This window comes from Streptomyces sp. NPDC030991 (genome assembly GCF_055571235.1).
The window spans coordinates 260306-286557 of the sequence record NZ_JBVIFR010000010.1 but is presented as its reverse complement, the minus strand read 5'-3'; the positions used below and the strand labels follow the sequence as shown (position 1 = coordinate 286557).

The 26252-nt window shown below is 72.8% G+C and carries 10 protein-coding genes; 2 read left to right on the top strand and 8 right to left on the bottom strand.

Annotated features, from left to right (window positions below):
* Window positions 1-11: 11 nt before the first annotated feature.
* From ACZ45E_RS20830 to ACZ45E_RS20795, 8 genes are all read right to left on the bottom strand, one after another.
* Entirely contained in the window at window positions 12-3902 is a 3891-nt protein-coding gene (locus ACZ45E_RS20830; RefSeq protein ID WP_468222559.1) for a non-ribosomal peptide synthetase, read from the bottom strand.
* 4 nt (window positions 3903-3906) lie between these two features.
* Window positions 3907-11682, bottom strand: a complete 7776-nt coding sequence (locus ACZ45E_RS20825; protein WP_468222557.1) for an amino acid adenylation domain-containing protein — start codon at window positions 11680-11682, stop codon at window positions 3907-3909.
* A gap of 10 nt (window positions 11683-11692) precedes the next feature.
* Window positions 11693-19471 carry an amino acid adenylation domain-containing protein gene (locus tag ACZ45E_RS20820; protein WP_468222555.1) on the bottom strand — a complete coding sequence of 2593 codons (7779 nt, stop codon included), beginning with the start codon at window positions 19469-19471 and terminating at the stop codon, window positions 11693-11695.
* 36 nt (window positions 19472-19507) lie between these two features.
* Window positions 19508-20695, bottom strand: coding sequence for an NAD(P)/FAD-dependent oxidoreductase (locus ACZ45E_RS20815; RefSeq protein ID WP_468222553.1), 1188 nt, complete (start codon window positions 20693-20695; stop codon window positions 19508-19510).
* 159 nt (window positions 20696-20854) lie between these two features.
* Window positions 20855-21085, bottom strand: a complete 231-nt coding sequence (locus ACZ45E_RS20810) for a phosphopantetheine-binding protein (RefSeq protein ID WP_468222551.1) — start codon at window positions 21083-21085, stop codon at window positions 20855-20857.
* 31 nt (window positions 21086-21116) lie between these two features.
* Complete coding sequence (locus ACZ45E_RS20805; RefSeq protein WP_468222550.1) at window positions 21117-22670, bottom strand: amino acid adenylation domain-containing protein; 1554 nt, start codon at window positions 22668-22670, stop codon at window positions 21117-21119.
* Between the two features lie 16 nt (window positions 22671-22686).
* On the bottom strand, window positions 22687-23382 hold the full coding sequence (locus ACZ45E_RS20800; RefSeq protein WP_468222548.1) for an LmbU family transcriptional regulator: 696 nt from the start codon (window positions 23380-23382) through the stop codon (window positions 22687-22689).
* A gap of 93 nt (window positions 23383-23475) precedes the next feature.
* The gene (locus ACZ45E_RS20795; protein ID WP_468222547.1) at window positions 23476-23691 is read right to left on the bottom strand and encodes an MbtH family protein; all 216 of its coding nucleotides are present in this window, start codon (window positions 23689-23691) and stop codon (window positions 23476-23478) included.
* A gap of 365 nt (window positions 23692-24056) precedes the next feature.
* On the opposite strand from ACZ45E_RS20795, the gene ACZ45E_RS20790 reads away from it, so the two are divergent.
* Window positions 24057-24803, top strand: a complete 747-nt coding sequence (locus tag ACZ45E_RS20790) for a thioesterase II family protein (RefSeq protein ID WP_468222545.1) — start codon at window positions 24057-24059, stop codon at window positions 24801-24803.
* A gap of 59 nt (window positions 24804-24862) precedes the next feature.
* Window positions 24863-26038, top strand: coding sequence for a serine hydrolase domain-containing protein (locus tag ACZ45E_RS20785; protein WP_468222543.1), 1176 nt, complete (start codon window positions 24863-24865; stop codon window positions 26036-26038).
* The last annotated feature ends 214 nt before the right edge of the window (window positions 26039-26252 follow it).

Sequence of the window (26252 nt, the reverse complement as noted above, 5' to 3'; positions counted from 1 at the left end):
GTGTACGGCCGCTACGCCAACTTGCGGTTGATGACCTCGAAGAACTCGGCCACGGGCGCGGGCATGTGCATTTCGTGGTGGGTGGCCTGCACTTCGTGCACCTCCAGGGAGCCGAGGACGTAGGGCCGCCACAGATGCGCGTACGAGGGCTCTTCGAGCGCCGCGTCGAAATACAGCACGTCGCCTCGGTAGACCGGCGATTCGAAATCCATCATCAGCGACGTGTTGTTGGCCAGAACCTTCGACATGGTGTCCAGGAAGCCCTGCCGGTTGCCGGTGCGGATGTACTGGCTGAAGTCGTCCTCCAGCTCCGCCCGGTAGTCCGACGAGTCCTTGCCGGCGTGCACCTCCGTGAATCCGTGGCCGCCCGGCTGGGCGTCCAGGACGGCCACGAGGGCGACCTCGTGCCCGAGCCCGTCGAGCGCCGCCGCGACGGCCTGCACGACGCTGCCGCCGTAGGACCAGCCGATCAGGTGGAAGGGGCCCTCCGGCTGGATCTTCAGCATCTGGCCGACGTAGTCGTCGATCATCTCCTCGACGGAGACCGCCAGCGGCTCCACGCCGTCGGAGCCGCGGGACTGCAGGGCGTAGGCCGGCCGGTCGGGCAGGTGCAGTACGAAGCTGTAGTAGGCCCAGCCGAGGCCGCCGCCGCCGTGGAAGAACCACATCGGGGGCTTGCCCGTGCCGGGGTCGCTGTTCAGGGGCAGCACGACCGCGAACGAGTCGGCGTCGTCGTCGGGCACGCCGCCGGCGAGCATCAGCGCGGCCAGCTCGGCCACCGTGGGGTACCTGATGATCGTCCTGATGGGGATGTCGATGTCGAATTGTTTGCGGATGCGGACGCTGAGCCGGGTGGCCAGGAGCGAGTGCCCGCCGAGGGCGAAGAAGCCGTCGTCGATGCCGACCTTCTCCAGGCCGAGCAGCTCACCGAAGAGGGCGCACAGCTTCTCCTCGTAGGCGTTGCGCGGTTCCGTGCCGGGCTCCGTGCGCGTCTCCTCCGACGGCAGGGCCCGGCGGTCGAGCTTTCCGTTGGGGGTCAGCGGGATCTCCGCCAGCGGGATCACCGCGGACGGCACCATGTAGTCGGGGAGCCGCTCCCGCAGGTACGCGCTCAGCTCGTCGGCGTCGGCCGCCGGGGCGCCGGGCCCGGGCACCGCGTATCCCACGAGGCGTTTGTCGCCCTCCTGGTTCTCGCGCACCACGACCACCGCCTGCGCCACGCCCGGGTGCCCCGCCAGCGCCTGCTCGATCTCGCCCAGCTCGATCCGGAAACCGCGGATCTTCACCTGGGAGTCGGCCCGGCCCGCGTACTCCAGCCGGCCGTCGCCGTCCCGGCGGACCAGGTCGCCGCTGCGGTACATCCGCTCGCCCGCCGCGCCGAAGGGGCACGCGACGAACCGTCCGGCGGTCAGTCCCGGGCGGCCGTGGTAGCCGCGGGCCAGGCCGTAGCCCGCCACGTACAGCTCGCCGGTCACGCCGGGCGGCACCGGCTGGAGGTGGGCGTCCAGGACGTAGGCGCGCAGGCCCGGCAGGGCCCGGCCGATCACCCCGGCCGGGTGGCGGGCGGTGGAGCCTTCGTCCAGGTCGACGCGGGTGACGTGCACGGTGGTCTCGGTGATGCCGTACATGTTCACCAGCACCGGCGCGTCGGCGGGGTGGCGCTCGTACCAGTCCGTGAGGCGGTTCAGGTCGAGGGCCTCGCCGCCGAACACCACGAGGCGCAGGGCCAGTTCGCTGCCCGGGGCCGCGGCGTCGGCCTGGCTGAGCTGGTAGAAGGCCGAGGGTGTCTGGTTGAGGACGGTGACCTGTTCGCGGGCGAGCAGCTGGAGGAAGTCGGCCGGGGAGCGGGAGGTGTCGTAGGGGACGACGACGAGGCGTCCGCCGTGCAGCAGCGGCCCCCACAGCTCCCACACCGAGAAGTCGAAGGCGTAGGAGTGGAAGAGGGTCCAGACGTCGTCCGGGCCGAAGGAGAGGTCCCGGGTGGCCTCGATGAGTCCGACCACGTTGCGGTGCGGGACCAGGACGCCCTTGGGGCGGCCGGTCGACCCTGAGGTGTAGATGACGTACGCCGGGTGGCCGGGGCGCAGGGGCGCCCGGCGTTCGGCGTCGGTGAGGTCGGAGGCCGGCTGTGTGTCCGTCGTCCCGGAGCGGTCGAGGTGGACCACGGGGAGGTCCCCGGCCAGGTGCTGTGCGGCGCCGGTGGTGCTGTTGGTGACCAGCAGGACCGGGCGGGCGTCCTGGACCAGGTAGGCGATGCGGTCGGCCGGGGCGTCGGGGTCGATGGGCAGATAGGCGCCGCCCGCCTTGAGCACCGCGAGCAGCGCGACGACCAGGTCGGCGGAGCGGTCAAGGCAGACCCCGACCAGGGTTTCGGGGCCCACGCCCTCGGCGACGAGGTGGCGTGCGAGCCGGTTGGCCCGGGCGTTGATCTCGCCGTAGGTGTGGGCGGCGCCGTCGTGGGTCACCGCGACCGCGTCGGCCCGCTGCGCCGCCTGCCGTTCGAACAGCTCGACCAGGGTGGCATCGGGGATGTCGGTGCCGGTCTCGTCGGCGCGCGGCAGCAGGTGCTCGCGCTCCCCCGCGATCAGCGCGTCGACGTCGCTGACGCGCGCGCCGGGGTCGGCGGCCAGTTGTTCCAGGACGCGGACCAGGCGGGCGACGATCGTCTCGGCGGAGGCGCGGTCGAAGAGGCTGGTGGCGTACTGGAGGTCGCCACGCAGTGCTCCCGTGTCGTCCACGGCCATGAAGAAGGTCAGGTCGACCATGGCGGTCGACGGGATGGCCTGCTCGAAGCCCACCTCGAGGCCGGGGAGCGCGAGGTCCGGCTTCTCGTAGCTCTGCCAGGCGAAGATCACCTGGAACAGCGGCTGGTAGGCCGCGGAGCGCTCGGGGTTGATCGCCTCGACGATCACGTCGAACGGCACGTCCTGGTGCTCGTAGGCGGCGAGGGACTTGTCCCGCACCTGTGCGAGCAGGGAGGCGAACGTCGGGTTGCCGGAGAGGTCCGCGCGCAGCACCTGGGTGTTGACGAAGCATCCGATGAGGTCGGTGAGCGCTTCGTCGGTCCGTCCGGCGATCGGCGAGCCGATCGTCACGTCGTTCCCGCCGCCGATCTTGCTCAGCAGCACCGCCAGCGCGGCCTGCATGAGCATCGACATGCTCGTCCCGCGCTCGGCGGCCAGCTGCTGCAGCCCGGCCACCACCTCGGGCTCCACGACGATGCCGACCGTGTCGCCGTCCGAACCGGCCTCGGCGGGCCGCGGCCGGTCCAGCGGCAGATTCAGTGGCTGCGGGACCCCTGACAGCTCCTCGCGCCAGTACTCGACCTGCGCCGCGGCGAGACTGCCCGGGTCGGCCACGTCGCCGAGCACCTCGCGCTGCCACACCGCGTAGTCCTTGTACTGGATGGGCAGCGGCTCCCACGCCGGTGCCCGGCCGTCCCTGCGGACGGTGTAGGCGTCGAAGAGGTCCCTCATCATGGGTGCGCCGGAGCTGCCGTCCGAAGCGATGTGGTGGACGACAAGGACCAGCACGTGCTCCTCGGGTGCGCAGCGCAACAGGGTTGCCCTGAAGGGGAGTTCGGCCGCGAGGTCGAAGTGGTGCGCGACGGTCTCCTCGATCACGCCTGCCACGGCCCCGGGTGCCACGTCGATCACCGGCACCTGCGGCGCCGCCTGCGCCGTCGACAGGATCCGCGGGTGCGGCTCACCGGCGTCGTCCGTCCCGTAGGTGGTGCGCAGGATCTCGTGCCGGTCGACCACGTCGCGGACCGCCGCCACGAGGGCGGCCCGGTCGAGGGCGCCGGTCAGCCGGAACGCCGCCGAGATGTTGTAGGTCGCCGCCCCTCGCTCCAGCTGGTGCAGGAGCCACATGCGGCGTTGTGCGAAGGACAGCGGAATCATCGTTTCACTCCTTGACGATCATCTGGCGCAGACCGGGGCGACGGGGAGCGGCCGACTCCTCGGACCAGGCGGCGAGCGCGGCCACGGTCGGCAGGTCGAAGATCTTGCGGATGGGTATTTCGATGCCCAGTTCGGCGCGGACCCGGCTGATGAGCCGGGTGGCCAGCAGGGAGTGCCCGCCGAGTTCGAAGAACCCGTCGTCGATGCCGACCCGGTCCACGCCGAGCACCTCGGCACAGAGCATGGCCAGGGTCTTCTCGCGGGGGGTGCGGGGCGCCCGGTAGGCGGCGCCGGTGTACTCCGGCTCGGGCAGCGCGGCCCGGTCCAGTTTGCCGTTCGGGGCGAGCGGCAGCCGGTCGAGGACCATGAAGGCGGAGGGCACCATGAAGTCCGGCAGCCGCCCGGCGACGAAGGTCTGCACGTCCCGCGGATCGAGGCGCTGGTGGCCGTCGGCCGTCGTGGCGTACGCGATCAGCTGTTTGCCGGCGTTGCCGCCGCGTCCCTCGCGGGCGATGACGGCGGCCTGTGCGACGCCGGGGTGTGCGGTGAGCGCGGCCTCGACCTCGCCGGGTTCGACGCGGAAGCCCCGCACCTTGACCTGGGTGTCCGAGCGGCCCGCGTACTCCAGTTGGCCGTCGGCGCCGAAGCGGGCCAGGTCCCCGGTGCGGTACATGCGCGAGCCGGGCGGGCCGAAGGGGTCGGCGACGAAGCGCTCGGCGGTCGGTGCTGCGCGGCGGTGGTAGCCGCGGCCCACGCTGCCCGCGACGTACAGCTCGCCGACGGTGCCCGGCGGTACCGGGGCGAGGCCGGGGCCGAGCACGTAGGTCCGCATGTTGCCGAGCGGGGTGCCGACGGGCGCGCTGCCCGCCCCGCTCGCCGGGTCGCCGTGGACGGTGCAGGTGGTGGCGTAGAACGACTCGCTCTGCCCGTAGGCGTTGACGATCCGTACGCCGGGGAACGCCTCCCGCGTCCTGCGTACGAGGGCCGGGGGCAGGGCCTCACCGGCGAAGACGACCGTCTCCACGCGGGTGCGGCCGGAGATCTGGTCGACGAGTTCGGCGAAGGCCGACGGCACGGTGGAGATCACGCTGCCGCTGCAGCCGTCCCGCTCGCCCAGGACCAGGACGTCCCGGACCACTTCGACAACGCCGCCGGTGGCGAGGGTCGTGAAGATCTCGAACGCCGAGACGTCGAAGTTGACCGACGTGCCCGCGAGGAGGCGTGCGCCGGGTACGAGCCCCACGCGGGAGGCGAGCCCCAGTACGCCGTTGACCACGTTCGCGTGGGTGATGGCGACGCCCTTGGGCTTGCCGGTGGAGCCGGAGGTGTACATCACGTACGCCAACTGCTGGGCGTGCGTGGTGGGTTCGGGCCCGGTGGTGTCGTCGCCGCCGGACAGGTCGAGCCGGTCGAGGAGGACGTCCGGGGCGTCGTGCCCGGGCAGCGCCGAGACCGTCGTGGAGTGCGTGAGGACGAGGTGCGGCCGTGCCTCGTCGAAGATGGCCTCCAGGCGCCGGCTCGGGTACGCCGGGTCGACCGGCAGGTACGCGCCACCCGCCTTCAGGACCGCGAGCAGGGCGACCACCAGCTCCGCCGACCGCGGCAGCGACACCGCGACCACGGTCTCTGGGCCCACGCCCCGCGCCGACAGTTCGCGCGCCAGGCGGCCCGCCCGGACGTCCAGCTCGCGGTAGGTGAGCGAGGCGCCATCGGCGACCACGGCGACCGCGTCCGGGGTCCGCGCCGCCTGCGCCGCGACGAGCCCGTCGACCGTGCGGCCGGGCCTCGGGGCGGCCGTGTCGTTGAACTCGGTGAGCAGCCGCTCGCGTTCGGCCGGGTCCAGGAGGTCGACGTGCGCGGCCGTCAGCTCGGGGGCGGCCGCCAGCTGCCGCAGTACGCGCACCAGGCGCGCCGCGAGCACCCGCACCGCGTCGCCGTCGAAGGCGCCCCGCGCGTACTGGAGGACGAGTTGGAGGTGCGGGTCGACCGCCGCCATCAGGGTCAGCGGATAGTTGGTGGCCGTCGACGGGCGCAGGCCCGTGAAGGCGATGCCGTCCGCCGCGGCGCCGGCGGCGCTGAGCCCTTCCTTGTCGACCGGGTACGACTCGAAGACGACCAGCGTGTCGAAGAGGGACTGCACCCCGGCGGCCTGCTGGATCTCCGTGAGTCCGTAGTAGTGGTGCTCCAGCAGGCCCGCCTGCCCGCTCTGGAGCCGGGTGAGGATCTCGGCGAGGGTGTCGCCGGGGGCGTACCGGACGCGCACGGGGAGGGTGTTGATGAACATGCCCACCATCGAGTCGACGTCCGGCACGGCGGCCGGGCGGCCGGAGACGGTGGCGCCGAACACCACGTCCTGGCGGCCGGTGAGTCCGCCGAGCAGCAGCGCCCAGGCGCCCTGCACCAGGGTGTTGACGGTGACGCCCAGTTCGGCGGCGCGCCGCCCCAGCGCCAGTGCCTCGTCGGGCGGCAGCGCGACCTCGATCTGGTCGACGCCCTCCTCGCCCGGGCCGTCGGAGCCGGGGGCGAGCAGGGTCGGTTCCTCGACGCCGTCGAGCTCCGCCGCCCACACCCGGGCGGACTCCTCCTCGTCCTGCCGGGCGCGCCAGGCCAGGAACTCGCCGAAGTCGCGGGCCGCGGGCAGGCCGGCCGGGCCGCCGCCGGACGCGTAGAGCAGGAGCAGGTCCCGCATCAGCAGGGGTGTGGACCAGCCGTCGAGCAGCACGTGGTGGGCGGTGAGCACGAGTTCGGCGCGGCCGGGTTCGAGGACGGCGAGGGCGAGACGGATCAGCGGCGGGGTCCGCACGTCGAAGTGGGTGGCCCGGTCCTGGGCGAGGAACCGCTCGAAGGCCGCGGTCCGCTCCGGCTCGTCGGCCGCGGTCAGATCGAGGTACGTCCAGGGCAGCGCGACCGTCTCCGGTATCGCCTGTACGACGCCGCCGTCCGCCCGGTCGACGAACGCCGGGCGCAGACCGGCGTGCCGGTCAAGGAGCGCCTGGGCGGCCCGGTGCATCCGCTCCGGGTCGACGTCGCCGGAGAGCTGGAACACCAGCTGCATGTGGTAGGCGTCGAAGGACGATCCGGCCAGCATCGTGTGGAACAACATGCCGGACTGCACCGGCGTCGTCGGCCACAGCTTCGCCAGCGCGCCGAACCGCTCCTCCCAGCCGTCGATCTCCTCCTGGCCCACCTCGACCAGGGGCGCGTCGCTCGGGGTCAGTCCGCCGGCGTCGGGGGTCGTGGCGTGCCGGGCCAGGGCGGTCAGCGCCTCGACCCACAGCGCGGCCAGTTCGCTCACCTCGTCGCGGGTGAGTACGCCGGTGGGGAAGCCGAAGTAGGCGGTCAGTTCCTCGCCGTCGCCGGTGTCGGTGGCCACCGCGTTGATCTCCAGCGCCGACAGGGCCGGCAGGTCCGGGTCGGGGGCGGCGATCAGGCCGGGGTGGGCGGTGTCCGGCGCCCAGCCGAGGCCCCGCAGCTCCTCGGGGATGTCGGCGCGGGAGGCGCGGCCCAGGTAGTTGAAGCCGATCCGCGGCTGTCGCGCGCCGGCCAGCGCGGCGGCGGTCTCCGGGTTGAGGTGGCGCAGCAGGCCGTAGCCCATGCCGTTGTCCGGCACCGACCGGAGCTGTTCCTTGACGGCCTTGACCGCTCGTCCGGCGGCCGGGCCGCCGGCGAACGCGTCCGCGAGGTCGATGCCCGCCAGGTCCAGGCGCACCGGGAACATCGCGGTGAACCAGCCGAGGGTGCCCGACAGGTCGGCGCCGGGCACCAGGTGTTCTTCCCGGCCGTGCCCTTCGAGCCGTACCAGCGTCGAGGAGGTCGGGGCCGGGGTGGCGCCCCGGGTCCGGTGCCAGCGGGCGAGCGCCAGCGCGAGGCCGGTCAGGAGGCCGTCGTCGACGCCGCCGCGGAACTTCGCGGGCACCGTGGTCAGCAGGGTCTCCGTGACGTCCGCAGGCACCTGGACCCGCACGGTGTCCACGGTGGCCGTGACATCGAGCGCGGGGTCCAGTTCCCGTGCTCCCAGCGGGGGTTCCTCCGTGCGCAGGATCTCCTGCCACCGGGGCAGCTCCGCGACCCGCCGCGGGGCGGCCGCCTCGTCGGCCAGGGCGTGCGCCCACCGCCGCAGCGAGGTGCCGGGCGCCGCGGGTTCGGGGGCGAGGCCGTCGCGGACCCGCTGCCAGGCGGCGACCAGGTCGGGCAGCAGGATCCGCCAGGAGACCCCGTCGACGACCAGGTGGTGCAGCACGATCAGCAGCCGGTCCGCTCCGGTGTCGGAGGTCAGCCGCACGAACTGCGCCATGACGCCCGCGTCCGGGTCGAGCCGGTCCGCGGCCGCGTCCAGCTCGGCCTGCACCCCGGCGGCGGCGTAGGGCACCTCCCGTACCAGCGGGCCGGCGTCCACCCGGCCGGGCGGTTCCATCCACAGGCCGGGCCGCGTCCGGTCGAGGCGGGAGCGCAGCACATCGTGCCGGTCGAGCACCGCCTGGAGCGTCGCGGTCAGTGCCGTGCGGTCGATGTCCCCGGGCAGGGTGAGCAGCGCGGACATGCAGAACCGGCCGATGGGGCCGCCCAGTTCGAGCACGTGTGCCGCCGTCGGCGGCAGGGGGGCCCAGCCGGTTCCGCCGCCCGGCAGTTCGGGCAGGGTCACGCGTTCCTCTGCCGCCCGGCCTCCGGCCAGCTCCGCGAGCCGGGCGACCGTGCGGTGCTCGAAGACCTCCCGCGTGCTGACGACCACACCGCGCTTCTTGGCCCGCGCGACGACCTGGATCGAACGGATGCTGTCGCCGCCGCAGGTGAAGAAGTCGTCGTCGACGCCGATCCGGGGGGCGTCGAGGACGTCGGCGTACACCTCGGCCAGGATCCGCTCGGCCTCGCCGCGCGGCGCCCGGTACTCGGTGCCGGTGAACTCCGGCTCGGGCAGCGCGGCCCGGTCCAGCTTCCCGTTGGCGGTCAGCGGGAGCCGGTCCAGGACCACGAACACGGCGGGCACCATGTAGTCCGGCAGCCGCTCGGCCACGAACCGGCGCACTTCCGCCACCGCGACCCCGGCGCCCGGCGCGTCGCCTTCCGTGCCGTCCGCCGGCGCCACGTAGCCGACGAGCCTCGTGGTGCCGGTACGGCGGTCCTCGCAGACGGTGACGGCGGCCCGGCCGACCGCGGGGTGCCGGGCGATGACCGTCTCGATCTCGGTCGGCTCGACGCGGATGCCGTTCACCTTGGCCTGGGTGTCGGCCCGTCCGGCGTAGTGCAGTCGGCCGTCCGCGTCCCATCGGGCCAGGTCACCGGTGCGGTACATCCGCGCCCCTGCCGGGCCGAAGGGGTCGGCGACGAACCGCTCCGCGGTCGCGGCGCCGCCGCGGTGGTAGCCGCGGGCGAGGAGGCCCCCGACGTACAGCTCGCCGAGGACGCCGGGCGGGACCGGGGCGAGTTCCGGGCCGAGGACGTAGGCGCGCATGTGGGCCAGGGGCCGGCCGACCGGGACCGCGCCGGTGCCGCCGCTCTCCGGCGGGAGCGTGTACGTGGCGGCGTAGAAGCTCTCGGTCTGTCCGTAGGCGTTGACGACGCGGGCGCCGGGCAGGGCGCGCCGGATCTTGCGGACGAGTTCGGCGGAGAGCGCCTCACCGGCGAGCACGACGGTGTCCACGGCGAGCCGGAGGCCCTCCCGGTCGTCGGTGCCGAGCTGGTCGAGGAGCGCGGAGAACACGGCGGGCACGGCGCTGATGGTGCTCCCCGACCAGCTGCCGCGCTCCGCGAGTTCGAGGACGTCACGGACGAGGTCGACACCGGCTCCGCTGGTGAGCGCGGTGAAGATCTCGAAGACGGAGACGTCGAAGTTCACCGAGGTCGCGGCGAGCATCCGGGAGCCCTCCCCGACCCGGGTGATCCGGCGCAGGTCCCGCACGCCGTTGACCACGTCGGCGTGGGTGACGGCGACGCCCTTGGGGGTCCCGGTCGACCCCGAGGTGAACATCACGTAGGCCAGGTTGTCCGGTGCGACGCGGGCGTCGGGGGTGTCGGGTGCGGGGCCGTCGAGGCACAGGTCGTCGAGGTGGAGCAGGGGCGGCCGGCACGCGGCCACGGCCGTCGCCGTGCGGTAGTCGGTCAGGACGAGCGCCGGGTCGGCCGTGCGGAGCAGGAGTTCGACGCGCGCGGCCGGGTAGCCGGGGTCGACCGGCAGATAGGCGCCGCCCGCTCTGACCACCGCGAGCAGGGCGACGACCAGGTCTGCGGTGCGGGGCAGGGCCACGGCGACCAGGACGTCGGGCCCGACACCGCGGTCGCGCAGGACCGCGGCCAGCCGGCCCGCGCGGGCGTCCAGTTCCCGGTACGTCAGCGTGGTCGGCCCGCACATCACGGCCGGCGCGCCCGGTGTCCGCGCCACCTGTGCGGCGACCAGTTCGGGTAGCGTCGCCCGGCTCACGGGCGCGGTCGTCGCGTTGAGCCGGGCCAGCCGGTCCCGTTCGGCGCCGGTGAGCACGTCCGCGCCGGCAAGGCGGGTCGCGGGGTCGGCGACCACCTGGCGCAGGACGCGCACGTAGCGGTCGACGACGCCCTCGGCCGTGGCGTGGTCGAAGAGTTCCGTCGCGTACTCCAGGCGCCCGTACGCGCCCCCGGACGACGCCGGGACGATGTTGAGGAACAGGTCGAACTTGGCGGTGCCGGTACCGGCGGGGACGGGGGTGACCCGCAGCCCCGGTATCTCGATCCGCGACCACTCGAACTGCCAGGCCAGCATCGTCTGGAACAGCGGCTGGTAGGCGGTGGTGCGGTCCGGGCCCAGCAGCTCGACCAGCCGCTCGAACGGAACGTCCTGGTTGTCGTAGGCGGCCAGGGCCCGGTCCCGTACCTGTTCCAGCAGGTCGCCGAAGGAGGGATTCCCCGACAGGTCGACGCGCAGGACCCAGGTGTTGGCGAAGAACCCGATCAGCTCGTCGAGCTGTTCGTCGGCGCGCCCCTCGATGGGGCTGCCGATCGTCAGGTCGTTGCCGGCGCCGAGGTGGTGCAGGAGCACCGCGAGCACGGCCTGGGCGACCATCGGCGCCGTGGCACCGCGCGAGGCGGCCAGCTTGCCGATCCCGGTGAGCAACTCCGCGTCCAGCTCGAAGTCGACATGGCCGCCGCGGTGGTCGGCCGCCGTCGGCCGCGCTCTGTCCAGCGGCAGCTGCACCGGTTGCGGCACCCCGGCCAACTCCTCGCGCCAGTACGCGAGTTGGTCCGCAGCGACGCTCTCCGGGTCGTCCTCGTCGCCCAGTACCTCGCGCTGCCACAGCGTGTAGTCCTTGTACTGGACCGCGAGCGGGGTCCAGGGGGGCGCGCTCCCCCGGCGGCGGGCCGCGTACGCCGCCAGCAGGTCCTTCATGAACGGCGCCATCGACGCACCGTCCGCGGCGATGTGGTGGAACACGAACACCACCACGTGCTCCTGCGGGGAGACGCGCAGGACGGTGGTCCGCAGGGGCAGCTCCGTGTCCAGGTCGAAGCCCTGGCACGCGGCGTCCTGCGTGGCGCTCTCCACCGCGTCCGCGGCCACGTCGACCACCCGGAACGGGACGACCGCGTCCCCCGGGGGCAGGATCCGCTGCTCCGGCGTGCCGTCCGCGTTCTCGGCGACGAGGGTGCGCAGGCTCTCGTGCCGGGCGACGACATCGGTCACCGCCGCGCTCAGGGCCGCCGTGTCCAGCGGCCCGTCCAGGCGCAGCACGAACGGGATGTTGTAGGTCGCGGACGGGCCTTCCAGACGGTGGAGGAACCACAGCCGGCGCTGGGCGAAGGACAACGGGATCATCGACGCACTCCTACACGTTCATCGGGCGCAGCATCGGGCGCGGCCGGGGGCGGTTCGCGGACGTGGCCGACTCCTCGATCCGGGGCGCCAGTTGGGCGACGGTCGGATTGCGGAACACGGTCGTGACCTTGACGTCGACGTGGAGCTCGTTGCGGATGCGGCCGATCAGCCGGGTGGCCAGCAGGGAATGCCCGCCGTGGTCGAAGAAGTCGACGTCGATGCCGACCTCCGCCACCCCGAGCAGCTCGGCGAAGAGCCGGCACAGGACTTCCTCGTGGTGGGTGCGCGGCCCTCGTCCGGCCGCCGCCCCGGTGTGGTCCGGCGCGGGCAGCGCGCCGCGGTCCAGCTTGCCGCTCGGTGTCGTCGGGAACGCGGCGAGCGGCACGACCGCCGAGGGGACCATGTACTCCGGCAGGTGCTCCCGGACCAGGTCCGTCAGGGCCGAGGGATCAAGACCGGCCGGGTCCGTGCCGCTGCCCGGCACCACGTACGCGACCAGCCGCTGGTCGTCGGCGCGGTCCTCCCGCACCACGACCACCGCGCTCTCGACGTCCGGGTGGCCGGCCAGCACGTTCTCGATCTCGCCCAGTTCGATCCGGAAGCCACGGACCTTCACCTGGAAGTCGGCCCGCCCGAGGTACTCGACCTGGCCGTCCCGGCTCCACCGCACGACGTCGCCGGTGCGGTACATCCGGGCCCCCGGCGGGCCGAAGGGGCAGGCGACGAAGCGGTTCGCGGTCAGCGCGGTCTGCCCGAGGTAGCCCCGGGCGAGTCCGCTGCCGGCCAGGTACAGCTCACCGCAGACCCCGGGTGCGACGGGGCGCAGCGCCGCGTCCAGCACGTAGACCTGGGTGTTCCAGACGGGCGCGCCGATCGGCACCCGGTCCGCTCCCGGCACGTGCTGCCACGCCGTGACCTCGACCGCGGCCTCGGTGGGGCCGTAGAGGTTGTGCACCGCGCAGTCGGGCAGCACGTCGGCGGCCCTGTTCGCCAGCGCGGGCGGGAACGCCTCGCCGGCGACCTCGATCCAGCGCAGGCTGTCGCACTCCTTCGCCGCGGGTTCGGCGACGAAGGCCTCCAGCAGGGAGGGCACGAAGTCCGCGCCTGTCACGCCCTCCCGCCGGATCAGGTCGGCGAGGTAGGCCGGGTCGCGGCGCCCGTCCGGGCGGGCGATCACGACGGCGGCGCCCACCTGGAGCGGCGCGAACAGCTCCGGCACCGACACGTCGAAACTCGCCGACGTGCTCAGCAGCACCCGGTCCCGGGTGCCGACGTCGAAGTGCGCCAGGCCCCACTTCAGCCGGTTCATGATGGACCGGTGCGCCACCTGCACCCCCTTGGGGCCGCCGGTGGAGCCCGAGGTGTAGATGACGTACGCGGCGTGGTCCGGTGTCAGGGCGCGGCGCGGGTTCGTCTCCGGGTAGCCGGAGACGTCCGGGAGTTCCGCGTCGAGCACCAGGAGCGGCCCGGCGCTGTCCAGTACGTGCCGCACCCGGTCCTCGGGCAGTTCGGTGTCGATCGGCAGGTAGGCCGCGCCGGCCTTCACCACCGCGTAGATCGCCACCATCAGGTCGACGGAGCGGGGGATGCGCACCGCGACCAGCCGCTCGGGCCCCGCGCCCTGCTCGACGAGCCAGTGCGCGAGCCGGTTGGCGCGCCGGTTGAACTCCCCGTACGTCACCCGTTGCCGGTCGCCGATCAGCGCCAGCCGGGCGGGGTCGCGCTCCACCTGGGCCTCGAACGCGTCCGGCAGGGTCTCCGCGGCCACCGGCCGTGCCGTGTCGTTGACCTGCCGCACGAACCGGTCCCGCTCGTCCGCCGACAGCACGTCCACGGCGCCGACGGGCGCCGAGGGGTCCTCCAGCACCTGGTCGAGGACGCGTACGAGCCGGTCGGCGATCTCCTCGGCCGCGTCGCGCTCGTAGAGGTCGCGCTGGTAGTCGAGGGAGAGCCGCAGGTAGGGGTCGGAGGAGTTGAGGGTGAGCGGGTAGTGCGAGCCCGCGAAGGGGCGGATGGCGTCGATCGTGAAGCCCGCGGAGGCGTTCGCCTCGACGATGCCCTCGCGGTCGATCGGGTAGTTCTCGAAGACGACGATCGTGTCGAACAGTGCGGGCAGGCCGACGCCGCGCTGGATGTCGGCGAGGCCGTAGTAGTGGTGGTCGAGCAGGGCGATCTGCCGGTCCTGGAGCCCGGTGACGACCTCGCCCACGCTGCGGTCGGGGCGGCACAGCGCCCTGACCGGCAGGGTGTTGACGAACAGGCCGACCATCTCGTCGGAGCCGGGCAGTTCCGCCGGGCGGCCGTTGACGGCGGCGCCGAACACCACGTCCTGCTGCCCGGTGAGCTTCGAGAGCACGATCGCCCACGCACCCTGGAGGAGCGTGTTCAGCGTGACCCCGAGCTCCGCGGCGCGCCGGGCGAGTTCGCGCCCCTTGTCGACCGAGAGCGGCACCTCGACCCGTCCGAGGGTGGACGCCTCCGCCTTGCGGCCGGTGTCCGCGGCCACGAGGGTCGGCTGGTCGAACCCTGCGAGCTCCTCGCTCCACCGGGCGGCCGACGCCTCCCGGTCCTGCGCGGACAGCCAGGCCAGGTAGTCGCCGTAGCCGCGCACCGGGGCGAGGTCGCGGTCCCCCGCGTACAGCCGGATCAGGTCCTTGATCACCAGCGGTGACGACCAGCCGTCGAAGAGGGTGTGATGTGCCGTCATGACGAGCTTGGCCCGCCGCGGCCCGCAGGTGAGCAGGGCCAGCCGGAGCAGGGGTGGCCGGGCCGGGTCGAGCTGGTCGGCCCGGTCGTCGGCGAGCACCCGGTCGAGCTCCGCGTCCTGCTCGGCCTCGCTGCGGCCGGTGAGGTCGAGGTGGAGCCACGGCAGGTCGACGTGGTCGGCCACGACCTGCACCGGGTCGCCGTCGGCTCCGGCGAGGAACGCGGAGCGCAGGTTCGGGTACCGGTCCAGGAGTGCCTGTCCCGCCGACCGCATGCGCGCGGGGTCCACGGGCCCGGACAGGTGGAGGACGAACTGCATGTGGTAGACGTCGAAGGAGCCGTCGGCGAGCGCCGCCTGGAACTGGATGCCGGACTGGCCGGGGGCCTGCGGCCACACCTCGGTCAGCGGGCCGTACCGCTCCTCCCAGACCTCGATCTCGTCCTGCCGCACGGGGACCAGCGGGGCGTCCGACGGGGTGAGCCCGCCGGCCCCCGGCCGGTCGGCGTGGGCGGCCATGCCGTGCAGCACCTCGACCCACAGCTCGGCCAGTTCGGTCGTCCGCTCGCGGGAGAGGACCCCGGTGGCGAACATGAAGGCCACCTGGAGCCGGGGGCCGTCGGCGGTGTCCGTGGCGACCGAGTTGACCTCGAGCGCGGAGAGTGCGGGCAGGTCCGGGTCGGGCGCCGCGAGGAGTTCGGCGGACCAGGGGGACGGTCCCCAGCCGTCCGCGCGCAGGTGCTCGGGTATGTCGGTCCCGGAGATCCGGCCGAGGTAGTTGAAGCCGATCTGCGGCGCCGGGAACTCGGCGAGCCGCGGGGCGGTCTCCGGGTTCAGATGGCGCAGCAGGCCGTACCCCAGGCCCTTGTCCGGGACCGCGCGCAGTTGCTCCTTGACCAGCTTGATCGCCGTGCCGGCCGCGGGGCCGCCGGCGAGGACATCGGCCAGGTCCACTCCGCGCACGTCGACCCGGGCCGGGTACATGGTGGTGAACCAGCCGACGGTACGCGAGAGGTCGGCTCCGGGGACGGCGTCCTCCTCGCGGCCGTGTCCCTCCAGGCGGACCAGGGTCGAACGGTCGGCGCCGTGCCACCGGTTCACCGCCAGGGCGAGCGCGGCGAGCAGCACATCGGTCCCGGTGCCCCGGTACGCCGCGGGCAGCCTGGTCAGCACCGCGTCGGTGAGCTCGGCGGGCAGCTGCACCCGCACGGTGTCGACCGTGGACCACACGTCCACCGCCGGGTCGAGGGCCCGCGCGCCCAGCGGCGGGTCGGGCGCCTCCAGCATGTCCTGCCAGTACGTCAGTTCCGCTTCCCTCGCCTCGGAGAGCGCCTCGTCCGCCAGCGCCGACGCCCAGCGGCGGGCCGATGTGCCGACCGCGGGCAGTTCGGCGGTCCGGCCGGCCCTGACCTGCTGCCACGCCTCGGCGAGGTCCGACATGAGGATGCGCCAGGAGACGCCGTCCACCACCAGGTGGTGCAGCACCACGAGCAGCCGGCCCGCGCCCGCGTCGGCGGCGAACCAGACGAAGTCCGCCATCGTCCCGGCCTCCGGGTCGAGGCGTCCGACCGCGTCGTCCAGCTCCGCCTGCGCCGCCGCCAGTGCGGACGGCTCGTCCCAGCGGCCGTCGCAGGGCACCCGGTGGATCAGGTCCGCCGCCCGTACGGCGCCCACCGGGCGTACGTCGAGGGAGAGTCCGTCGCCGCGCACCAGCCGGGCGCGCAGGAGGTCGTGCCGGTCGAGCACGGCGTCCAGCGTCGCGGTGAGGGCGTCCGCGTCGATGCCCGCGGGCAGGTCGAGCACCATCGACATGGCGAACCGGTCCGTCCCGCCGCCGTCCTCGAAGATCTGCCGCGCCACCGGTTGCAGGGGCATCGGGCCGACGCCGCCGCTCTCGTCCTCGGTGAGCGCGGGGCTCCGGTCCCCGCGGGCGGACGCCACCTCGGCGAGCCGGGCCGCCGTACGGCATTCGAAGATCTCCCGGGTGGTGAGGTCCAGGCCCCGGGCCCGGGCCCGCGCCACCACCTGGATCGAGCGCAGGCTGTCGCCGCCCACGGCGAAGAAGTCATCGTCGATGCCGACCCGCTCCACGCCGAGCACGTCCGCGTAGGCCGTCGTGATGACGACTTCGGCCTCGGTGCGCGGTTGCCGGTAGGACGCGCCGGAGAACTCCGGTTCGGGCAGCGCCGAGCGGTCCAGTTTGCCGGTAGGCCCGAGCGGCAGCCGGCCGAGGGCCACGAAGGCCGACGGCACCATGTAGTCGGGCAGCCGGGCCGCGACGAACGTGCGCAGTTCTGCGGCGGAGGCGCCGGACTGCACGTCCACGTCGCCGATCCCTCCGGCGCCGTCGTCGCCGACGCCTCCTTCGCCGGTGTGCACCACGTAGGCGACGAGCCGCCGCCCGCCCGATGGCACCTCCCGGCTGATCACGACGGCCTCGCTGATCCCGGGGTGGCGGGTGATCGCCGCTTCGACCTCGGCCGTCTCGATGCGGAAGCCGCGCACCTTCACCTGGCCGTCGCCGCGGCCGACGCACTCCAGCTGTCCCCCGGCGTTCCAGCGGGCCAGGTCGCCCGTGCGGTACATCCGCTCGCCCGGCGGGCCGAAGGGGTTCGCGACGTAGCGCTCGGCGGTCAGGCCGGGGCGGCCGTGGTAGCCGCGGCCCAGGCAGCTCCCGACCACGTACAGCTCACCGATCACGCCCTGCGGCACCGGGGCGAGGCCCGGGCCGAGGACGTAGGCGCGCATGTTCCCCAGCGGCGTGCCGATGGGGGCGACGTCGCCGTCCGCCCACTCCTCGCCCGCCGCGAGGGAGAACGTGGTGGCGTAGAAACTCTCGCTCTGTCCGTAGGAGTTGATGATCCGCGCGCCGGGCAGGGCCTCGCGGACCTGCCGCACCAGCCGGGCCGGGAGCACGTCGCCGGCGAAGACGACGGTGCGGACGTCGGCCGCCTTGTCCAGGTGGCCGACGAGTTCCCCGAGCACCGAGGGGACCGCGCTGATCACCTGGCCGTCCCAGCCGTCCCGCTCGCCGAGCGCCAGCACGTCCGGCACCAGCTCGGCGGTGCCGCCGGTGGTCAGGGTGGTCAGCAGCTCGAAGACCGACACGTCGAAGTTGACCGAGGTGCCGGCCAGCATCCGCGCCCCGGGCGGCGCGTCGAGGACGCGCACCAGTTCGTGTACCCCGTTGACGAGGTTGCGGTGGGTGATCGCGGCGCCCTTCGGCTTGCCCGTGGAGCCGGAGGTGTACATGACGTACGCCAGGTTGTCCGGGGCGAGCGTCGGGGTCCGGCCCGCGCCGGCCGGTGTGCCCGTGGGGGTCTGCCATCGCGCGCGGTCGTCGACGTTGACGGTCGCCATGTCGTGGTGCGGCAGCTCCCGCGAGGTCGCGGTGTCGGTGACCACGAACCGCGGGCGGGCCTCGGCGAGCACGCTCCGCGCCCGGCCGGCGAGGTGCCGCGGGTCCATCGGCAGGTATCCGGCGCCGGACTTGAGGATGCCGAGCAGGCCGGCGACCAGGTCCTCGGTGCGCGGCAGGGCGAGCACCACCAGCTCCTCAGGACCGGCGCCGAGCCGGACCAGCTCGCGGGCGACGCCGTCGGCCCGGTCGTCCAGTTCCCGGTAGGTCAGTGTCCGGTCCCCGCAGACGAGCGCCGGGGCGTCCGGGGTGCAGGCGACCTGGTTCTGGAAGAGGTCAGGGACGGTCAGTTCGGGCACCGCGGTGGCCGTGTCGTTGAACCGGGTGAGCAGGCGGTCCCGCTCGGCCGTGTCGAGCACGTCGATGCCGCCGATGACGCGCCCCGGGTCGGCCACGAGCCGGCCCAGGACGCGCACGAACCGCTCCGCGATGCCCTCGACCGTGTCGCGGTCGAACAGGGCGGTGGCGTACTCCAGACGGACCCCCGCCCCGCCACAGCCGTCCGGGATCATGTTGAAGAACAGGTCGAACTTGGCCGTGCCGGTCTCCAGCGTCTCGGCCTCGACGCCGAGGCCGGCGAATTCCAGCTCGCCCAGGGGCTCCTGCCAGGCGAGCATCACCTGGAAGAACGGGTGGTACGCGGTGGACCGGTCCGGGTTGAGGAGCTCCACCAGCCGTTCGAACGGCATGTCCTGGTTGTCGTACGCGCCCAGGGACCGGTCCCGTACCCGCTCCAGCAGCCGGCGGAAAGTGGGGTTCCCGGAGAGGTCGACGCGCAGCACCCAGGTGTTGACGAAGAACCCGACGAGGTCGCGCAGTTCCTCGTCGGTGCGGCCCGCGATCGGCGCGCCGATGGGCACGTCGTCGCCGCAGCCGAGGTGGTGCAGGAGTACCGCGAGGGCCGAGTGCATGACCATCGACACGGTGGTGTCCTGCTCCGCGGCCAGTCTCTCCACGGCCCGGAGCAGGTCGGGGCCGACCGTGAACCGGACCAGATCGCCGCGGGGGCTCATCGCTCTCGGCCGGGGGTGGTCCGTGGGCAGGGCCAGCGGCTGCGGCAGGTCGGCCAGGGTCTCGCGCCAGTACGCCAGTTGACCGGCAGCGAGGCTCTGCGGGTCGGACTCGTCCCCGAGCATGTCCTGCTGCCACAGGGTGTAGTCCGCGTACTGCACCGGCAGCGGTTCCCACACCGGGGCCCGGCCCGCGAGGCGGGCCTCGTACGCCGCGGCGAGGTCGCGCAGCAGCGGCCCGAGGGACTCCCCGTCCAGGGCGATGTGGTGCACCACCAGGACCAGGGTGTGCTCGCGCGGTCCGGTCCGTACGAGGGTGGCGCGGATCGGTGCGTCGGCGGCGAGGTCGAAGGTCTGCCGGGCCAGCTCGCCGACGGTCGCCGCCCGCTCCTCGTGGCCGGTCTCGACGACCGGCAGGCCGAACGGCCGCCGCTCCGAGGGCAGTACCTGCTGGTGCGGTACGCCGTCGTCGTCCTCGACGATCACCGTGCGGAGGACCTCGTGCCGGTCGACGACGTCGCGGAGCGCCGAACGCAGCGCCGACACGCTCAGCTCGCCGGTCAGCCGCAGGGCGAACGCGCCGTTGTAGGTGGGCGAGGGCCCTTCGAACCGGTCCACGAACCACAGCCGGCGCTGCGCGAACGACAACGGGATCATTGTGTCTCCAAATCGGCGGAACCAGGGAGCGGGCACTCAGCTCTGGTCGAGCAGGGTCAGGAGTTCGTCGTTGTAGAAGTCGTCGATGGAGCACGCCCCCGACAGCGTCGAGAAGTACCGGTCGATCAACTCCTGGTGGCCGACCAGCTTCTGGAGCATCTCGGCCCGTCCCTCGGGCTTGAGCTCGGCCACGTTGAGCGCGCCCTGGTAGTGGTTGAGCGCCTCGTCGCCCAGGTCGTTCTCGTAGCGCCTCAGCGCCGACCTGAGCGCGGTGTCGTCGTGCAGCCGGTCCCCGATGTGGTCGGTGAGCGACTGGGCCTGGACGAAGGCCTCGGTGATACCACGGGCGGTGATGGAGTCCTTGTGGTTCACGGCGTCGCCGACCAGCGCCCAGCCGGGCCCATATGCCTTGCGGAAGTAGTTCTCCTGGTGGCCCGTGCCGTACAGCTGCTCCTCGCGCCTGCCCGCGAGCATCCGCTCGTACAGCTCGGGCGCCGTCGTGCGGAAGGCGTCGAGGTAGGCGGGCTCCACGTCCTTGCGGATCTGCGCGAAGTCCTGCTGCGGGAAGTAGGCCATGAGCAGCGTGAGGTCGTCGTTGGTGGGCAGGACGCCGATCCAGCGCCCCGGCCGCTCGTACAGCTCGAAGTGCGCGGGGACCCCGGACCAGTAGCTGTAGTAGGTGCAGGTGAGCCGCGCGTGCTCGATGACGTTCGGCGCGCCCGCCTTGCGGGCCACCAGCGAGCGCATGCCGTCCGCGCCGACGACCAGGTGCGCCCGTTCCGTCGCCTGGGCGCCGCCGGGCGTCGTGTACCGGACCCCGGTGACCCGGTCGCCCTCCCACACGAGGTCGTTGACGGCGCAGCCCTCCTGGAACTCCACGCCGGCCGCGACGGCGCCGTCCGCGAGGATCGGGTCGAGCACGTACCGCCGGGGCGCGTACGTGGTGCGCAGCCCGTCGATCGGCAGGGAGAAGCCGTCGACGCGGACGCCGGGCGCCTCGTAGCTCTGGTGGTCGATCGGCCGGCAGCCCGCGTCGCGGAGCCTGTCGAGCAGCCCCCACCGCTGGAGCAGAGCCACACCCTGCTGATGGATGTAGTGCGAGGAAAGCGTGTCCTGCGGGAATCGCGCTTTCTCCAGGAGCAGGACGCGATAACCCTTCTTCGCGAACAGCATGGCCGTCGGCGAGCCCGCACAACGGGCACCTATGACAATTACGTCGTACATGGCGCCTCTCTTACCAGGTAGTTTATTGACCCAGCGCGAATTTGATGCTAGCCGATACGGACCAGCCACCTGAATACAATCAGAAGGAGAAATGCGCGTCGATGCTCTGCCGTGTCCCGCCGGCGGGACACGGCAGGGCTCGACCCGGCCGGACCGGCTCTACGGGGCCGCCGCGCCCAGGGTTTCGATGTACGCGGAGATCGACGCGACCGTCGGATGGAGGAACATCTGGTCCATCGTGACCTCGACTCCGAGCTCCTCGATGAAGGCGCCCTGAATTCTGGTCATGATCAGCGACTGGCCGCCGAGGGCAAAGAAATCGTCGTCGGCCGATATGTCGTCGCGCTGGAATTCCCGGCACCAAATTGCGTGCACACTTTCGGCGGTCATCACAGCCCTCTCTGTCGTCGAGGTCCGTCGACTACGCCGCGCCGACCAGTGCCGCGCGGTCGACTTTCCCGTGCGGACTCAACGGAATCCGCGGAATATTGATGAATCTGGCCGGCACCATGTTCCGGGGCAGCGTCTCCAGGAGGCGGCTGCGCACGTCGTCCGCGTCGAGTCCGTCGCCCGCAGGGACGAGGAAAGCGGTCAGCTCGGCCTCGCCGGAACCGGTGTACGTGACCACCACGGCGGCCTCCCTGACCCCGGCCAGCCTGCCGAGGGCGCGCTCGATGTCGGTGGGGTCGATTCGCATCCCCCGCACCTTCACCTGCGCGTCGATCCTGCCGAGGACGACCAGCTCCCCGGCCTCGCTCACATAGCCACGGTCTCCCGTGCGGTACAGCCTGCGCGGCTCGCCGTCGACCACGACCGTCGTGAACTTCTCGTTCTCGGGGCCCGCGGCGCCCAGGTAGCCGGCGCCGACGCCCGCCCCGGAGATGCAGATCTCGCCGCACTCCCCCGCCGCGACCCCGTGCGACCGCTCGTCGAGGAGGTGGATGTCGGTGTTGTACGCCGGCTTGCCGACCGGCGCGACGTCCTGTTCGCCGGGCCGGTACGCCGCCAGGTCGTACGAGGTCGCGACATCCGTGCACTCGGCGACGCCGTACTGGTGCAGGAGCGTGCAGGTGTTGCCCTCCTGCCGCGCCCACTGCGTGAGCCGTTCGGCCTTCAGCGGCTCCCCGCCGAAGAGCACGTAGTCGAGGCGGGCGAGCGCGTCCCCGCCCCGGGCCCGCTCCCACTCCACCAGCAGGTACAGCGTGCTGGAGGCGCAGTGCACCACCCGTATCCCGTGCTCGGCGAGCATGCGGTGGGCCAGCATGGCGTCGAAGTTCCGGCTCGCCATCAGGTGCTGGGTGGCGCCGCAGAACAGCGGTGTCATCAGGGCGCGTTGGGAGAGGTCGAAGCCGAACGCGCTGACGACCAGGTGGTGCGACCCGCTGTGCAGGCCGTACTCGAGCGTCAGCCAGTTCATCAGGTTGAACCAGCCCTCGTGCCGCACCGCGGTGAGCTTCGGTGTGCCGGTCGAACCGGACGTGAAGACCGCGTAGCACACGTCGTCGCCGGTGACGGTGGTTTCGGGGGCGGTCGCCGGGAGCTCCGCCAGCTGGTCGGCGAGCCGCTCCAGGTCGACGACCTCGACGGTCGCGGAGCCGACGAGCGCGGCCGTCGCAGGGGAGGCCACGATCAGGGCGAGACCGGGGATCTGCCCCAGCAGCAGCCGGAGCCGCTCCGAGGGGTAGGCGGGGTCGAGCGGCACGTAGGCCGCGCCCGCCTTCAGCGTGCCGAGGATGGCGACGAGCATGTCGGTCGAGTAGTCGAGGCAGACGCCGACCTTCGCGCCCCGGCCGTGTCCGCGCGCGGTGAGGAAGTGCGCGAACCGGTTGGCCGCCGCGTCCAGTTGCGCGTACGTCGTCCGCCGGCCCGCCCAGAAGACGGCGACGGCGTCGGGGGTGGCCTTCGCGTGTGCCTCGAACCGCTGGTGGACGACGGGCACCGGGGGCAGGGCGACCCGCTTTCCCTGAAGGATCATCAACTGACTCCGGCTTCTATGCGGTGCGCTTCTCGGCGGCGGGCGGCTCGGCGGTCTCCAGGACCTGGGTCACCCACTTGTCGACGGGCAGACCGTGCGCGGCGGCGGCCTTCGAGAGGTACTCCAGCTGACCGGCGGTGAGCTCGATGGTGAGCGTGGTGACCTTCCTGCGGCGCTTCTCCGCCGCCGCCGACGTGGCAAGCCGGGGCACCTCCTGCCGGTCGGCGACGCTCTCCGGCGGGGTCTCGGCCGCCGCCTCCTCCTGCGCGGCCAGGCCGGCGCGGACCGCCCTGCGCAGCTCGTTGCGCGACCACTTCTGCTGTTCGGCCTTGCGCAGCCAGTAGTCCTGCTCCGGTGGCGCCAGCCGGGTCACCTCGGCGTGGTGGGCGAAGCTGAGACTGTCCCGCCTGCGGTGGTGCTCGAACCGGCGGGCCACCCACGCGTAGTTGCGCAGGGTCTGGTAGTCGAGCCCCGTGCGCTCGATCGCCTCCTTGTAGCGGCGCCAGCCGTAGGTGGTCTCCCCGAAGATCAGCCAGTCGCCGAGCCACCACGCCGAGGAGTTCACCAGCTCGCGCAGGTTGGCCCCGATCCGTTCCCAGGACCGCTCCGGCAGGTTCTGCGGGAAGATCATCCCCGACTTCCGCACGGTGGCCTGCGACCCGACGAAGGGCAGGACCACATCCCGCTGCGCGGGCTCGCCGCTGTCGGCCACCGGCCTCGCCTTGTACCTGCTCGCGGTTCTCACAGCGCCCGTCACCACTTCATCTCCCCCATTCAGAGTCTCTTCCCGGGATCCGGCCGGCGTTCAGTCCGCCGCCATGGCCTCCCGCAGGCCCTTGGGGCGCAGGTCGGTCCAGTTCCGCTCGACGTACTCCAGGCACTCGGCCCGGGCCGCCTCACCGAAGACAACCCGCCAGCCCGCGGGCACCTCGGCGAACGCCGGCCACAGGGAGTGCTGCTCCTCGTCGTTGATCACAACGTAGAAGCGGCCGGTCTCGTCATCGAAGGGGTTCGTGCTCAACTGGCACCGTCCTTAAGCGTCGTGGTGTGTCCGGGAATGGGGCATCGCCTGGCCGGATGCGGGACCGCACCGGGCGTGGACGCGCCGATCGGCGTTGTCCGGTCGACGGGACACCCGGGCGTCCGGTCGAGCAGGACGCCCGGCGTCGGTGGCGACCCCGGCGTGCCTCGTCACCGTAAGGAACCGGCCATCGGCGCTACAAGGGCGGCAGGCCCGCCGGGTGCCCGATCCCTGCCCGCATCCGCACCCCGCCGGGATTTCCTGTACCGGCCCGGGATCGTGTGCCACGATGCCGGTCCCGTGGCCCGAGGACCGGCCCGTCGTGGGCTCTGGCAGGCCGCGACGGCCCGATCCGAGGGAGCGCCATGGAGACCGCACGACCTGCCTTGCGGCTGTTCGTCCTGCATCACGCGGGAGGTTCGCACCTGCTGTACCGCAGCTGGCCGGCCGGGCTGCCGCACACGTGGGACGTGCGGCTGCTCGACGCTCCCGGCCACGGTCTGCTCCTCGACGAACCGCAGATCGCGGACGCCGGCCGCCTCGCCGACTTCCTGCTGCGCGCCATCGAGCCCGAACCGGCCGTCCCCTACGCTCTTTTCGGGCACAGCATGGGCGCCCTGGTGACGTACGAGATCATCCGGCGGGCCGCCGACCGGGGTCTGCCGCTGCCGGTGTGGGCCGGGGTCTCCGCGCGCTCCGCACCGGGGGCGGCGGGGCCGGGGACCCGTCTGCACGAGCTGTCCGGCGCCGAGTTGCGGACGCGCCTGAAGAACCTCGGCGGCACCCCCGACGAGGTCTTCGACGACCCCGAGCTGTGGGCCCTGTTCGACCCGATCATCCGGGCCGACCTGCGCCTGGTGGAGACCTGGCGCCCCGCGCCCGGCGGTGGCCCGCTGCCCGTCGCGCTCTCCGCCTTCGCGGGCGCCGATGACCGCTCGGCCGCACCGGCGCTGATGACCGGCTGGGCGGAGCACACCACGCACTTCCTCGGCCTGCGGGTCCTGGACGGCGGCCACTTCTACTTCCAGGACGACCCCGGTCCGCTGCTGCGGCAGATCGAACGGGACGCGGCCACGGCGCTCGACGCGGCGGGCGCGACCCGCTCCCGCTGAACCCGCACTCCCCCACGCACATACGCATTCGAAGACGGACGACTCCCAAGGAGCGGAACATGAGAACAGGCAAGAGACCGAGGGCCGGCGTGGTGGGTCTGGCGGCAGTGGCGATCACCGCCACCGCCTTCACGGGTCCCGCCCGGGCGTGGCAGGAACCGGCTCCCGCGGCGGCCGGACACCAGGCGACGCAGCGCGCGATCGACGCGGCCGTCGCGGCCGGGGTGCCCGGCGTCACCGCGGAGGTACGGGACGCCGACGGGGTCTGGAAGTCGTCCTCCGGCGTGGGCGATCTGCGGACCGGCGCGCGCCGCGGCCCGAACGACCGGTTCCGCGTCGGCAACATCACCAACACCTTCGTGGCCACCGTCCTGCTGCAGATGGTGGCGGAGAAGAAGCTCGGGCTCGACGACACCGTCGAGCGCCATCTGCCCGGCCTGGTGACGGGCCACGGCAACGACGGCCGCGAGATCACCGTACGACAGCTCCTCAACCACACCAGCGGCCTCTTCGACTACCTCGCCGACACGGAGTACGCCGAGACCTACCTGATGGGCGACGGCTACCTCCAGCACCGGTACGACACCGTCACGCCTGAGCAGCGGGTGCGGGTGGCGCTCTCCCACGAGCCGCTGTTCCGGCCCGGTGCCAGGCACGGGTTCTCGCACACGAACGACGTCCTGGCCGCGCTGCTCGTCGAGCGGATCGGCGGCAGGTCGTACGAGGAAGAGGTGCGCGCGCGCATCATCAGGCCCCTGGGGCTCACGGCGACGTCCAATCCGGGCACCGGTGCCACGCTGCCCCGGCCGAGCGGCCGCGGCTACTCCAAGCTCTTCGGCGCGCAGCCGGACCGGATCGACGACGTCACCGAGGTGAACGGGTCGCAGAGCTGGGGCAACGGCGACATCATCTCCAGCGTGGGGGATCTGAACCGGTTCTACAGCGCCCTGATGCGCGGGAAGCTGCTGGCGCCCGAGCAGTTGCGGGCGATGCGCACGACCGTCGACAACCCCGGCTTCCCCGGCTCCGCCTACGGGCTCGGCATCGAGCGGCTCACGCTGAGCTGCGGCACGACCCTCTGGTACCACGACGGCGGCGCGGTGGGATGGCTCTCCCTCGCCGCCTTCACCGAGGACGGCAGTCACCAGCTCGCCTTCAATTACAACAGCAATTGGGGAGCGGAGACCATCCTTTCCGTGCTCAACGCCGAATACTGCGTTACGCCGTCCGGCTGAGCGGGAAGATAACCGAGCCGTCTCACCGGCGGGAATTCCTCTATTCGCCGTGCAGGCGTTTTCAAGCGCCGCTCAAGACCGCACGGCAAGACTTCTCGCCGGTTATGTGCACCCTTCTCATGGAGGCATGATGGCGCGTCAGGCCGGACAATCCGCGGGGTCGCATGGCGGCCCGCCAACCGTTCTCCCACCACCACCCCCGCCGCGGCAGCCC

Bases quoted from the DNA above. Each gene is read 5' to 3' on its own strand.
- ACZ45E_RS20830 (WP_468222559.1), bottom strand. From the start codon at position 3,902: ATGATTCCGCTGTCCTTCGCACAACGCCGCATGTGGCTCCTGCACCAG.
- ACZ45E_RS20825 (WP_468222557.1), bottom strand. From the start codon at position 11,682: ATGATCCCGTTGTCCTTCGCCCAGCGCCGGCTGTGGTTCCTCCACCGT.
- ACZ45E_RS20820 (WP_468222555.1), bottom strand. From the start codon at position 19,471: ATGATCCCGTTGTCGTTCGCGCAGCGCCGGCTGTGGTTCGTGGACCGG.
- ACZ45E_RS20815 (WP_468222553.1), bottom strand. From the start codon at position 20,695: ATGTACGACGTAATTGTCATAGGTGCCCGTTGTGCGGGCTCGCCGACG.
- ACZ45E_RS20810 (WP_468222551.1), bottom strand. From the start codon at position 21,085: ATGACCGCCGAAAGTGTGCACGCAATTTGGTGCCGGGAATTCCAGCGC.
- ACZ45E_RS20805 (WP_468222550.1), bottom strand. From the start codon at position 22,670: ATGATCCTTCAGGGAAAGCGGGTCGCCCTGCCCCCGGTGCCCGTCGTC.
- ACZ45E_RS20790 (WP_468222545.1), top strand. From the start codon at position 24,057: ATGGAGACCGCACGACCTGCCTTGCGGCTGTTCGTCCTGCATCACGCG.
- ACZ45E_RS20785 (WP_468222543.1), top strand. From the start codon at position 24,863: ATGAGAACAGGCAAGAGACCGAGGGCCGGCGTGGTGGGTCTGGCGGCA.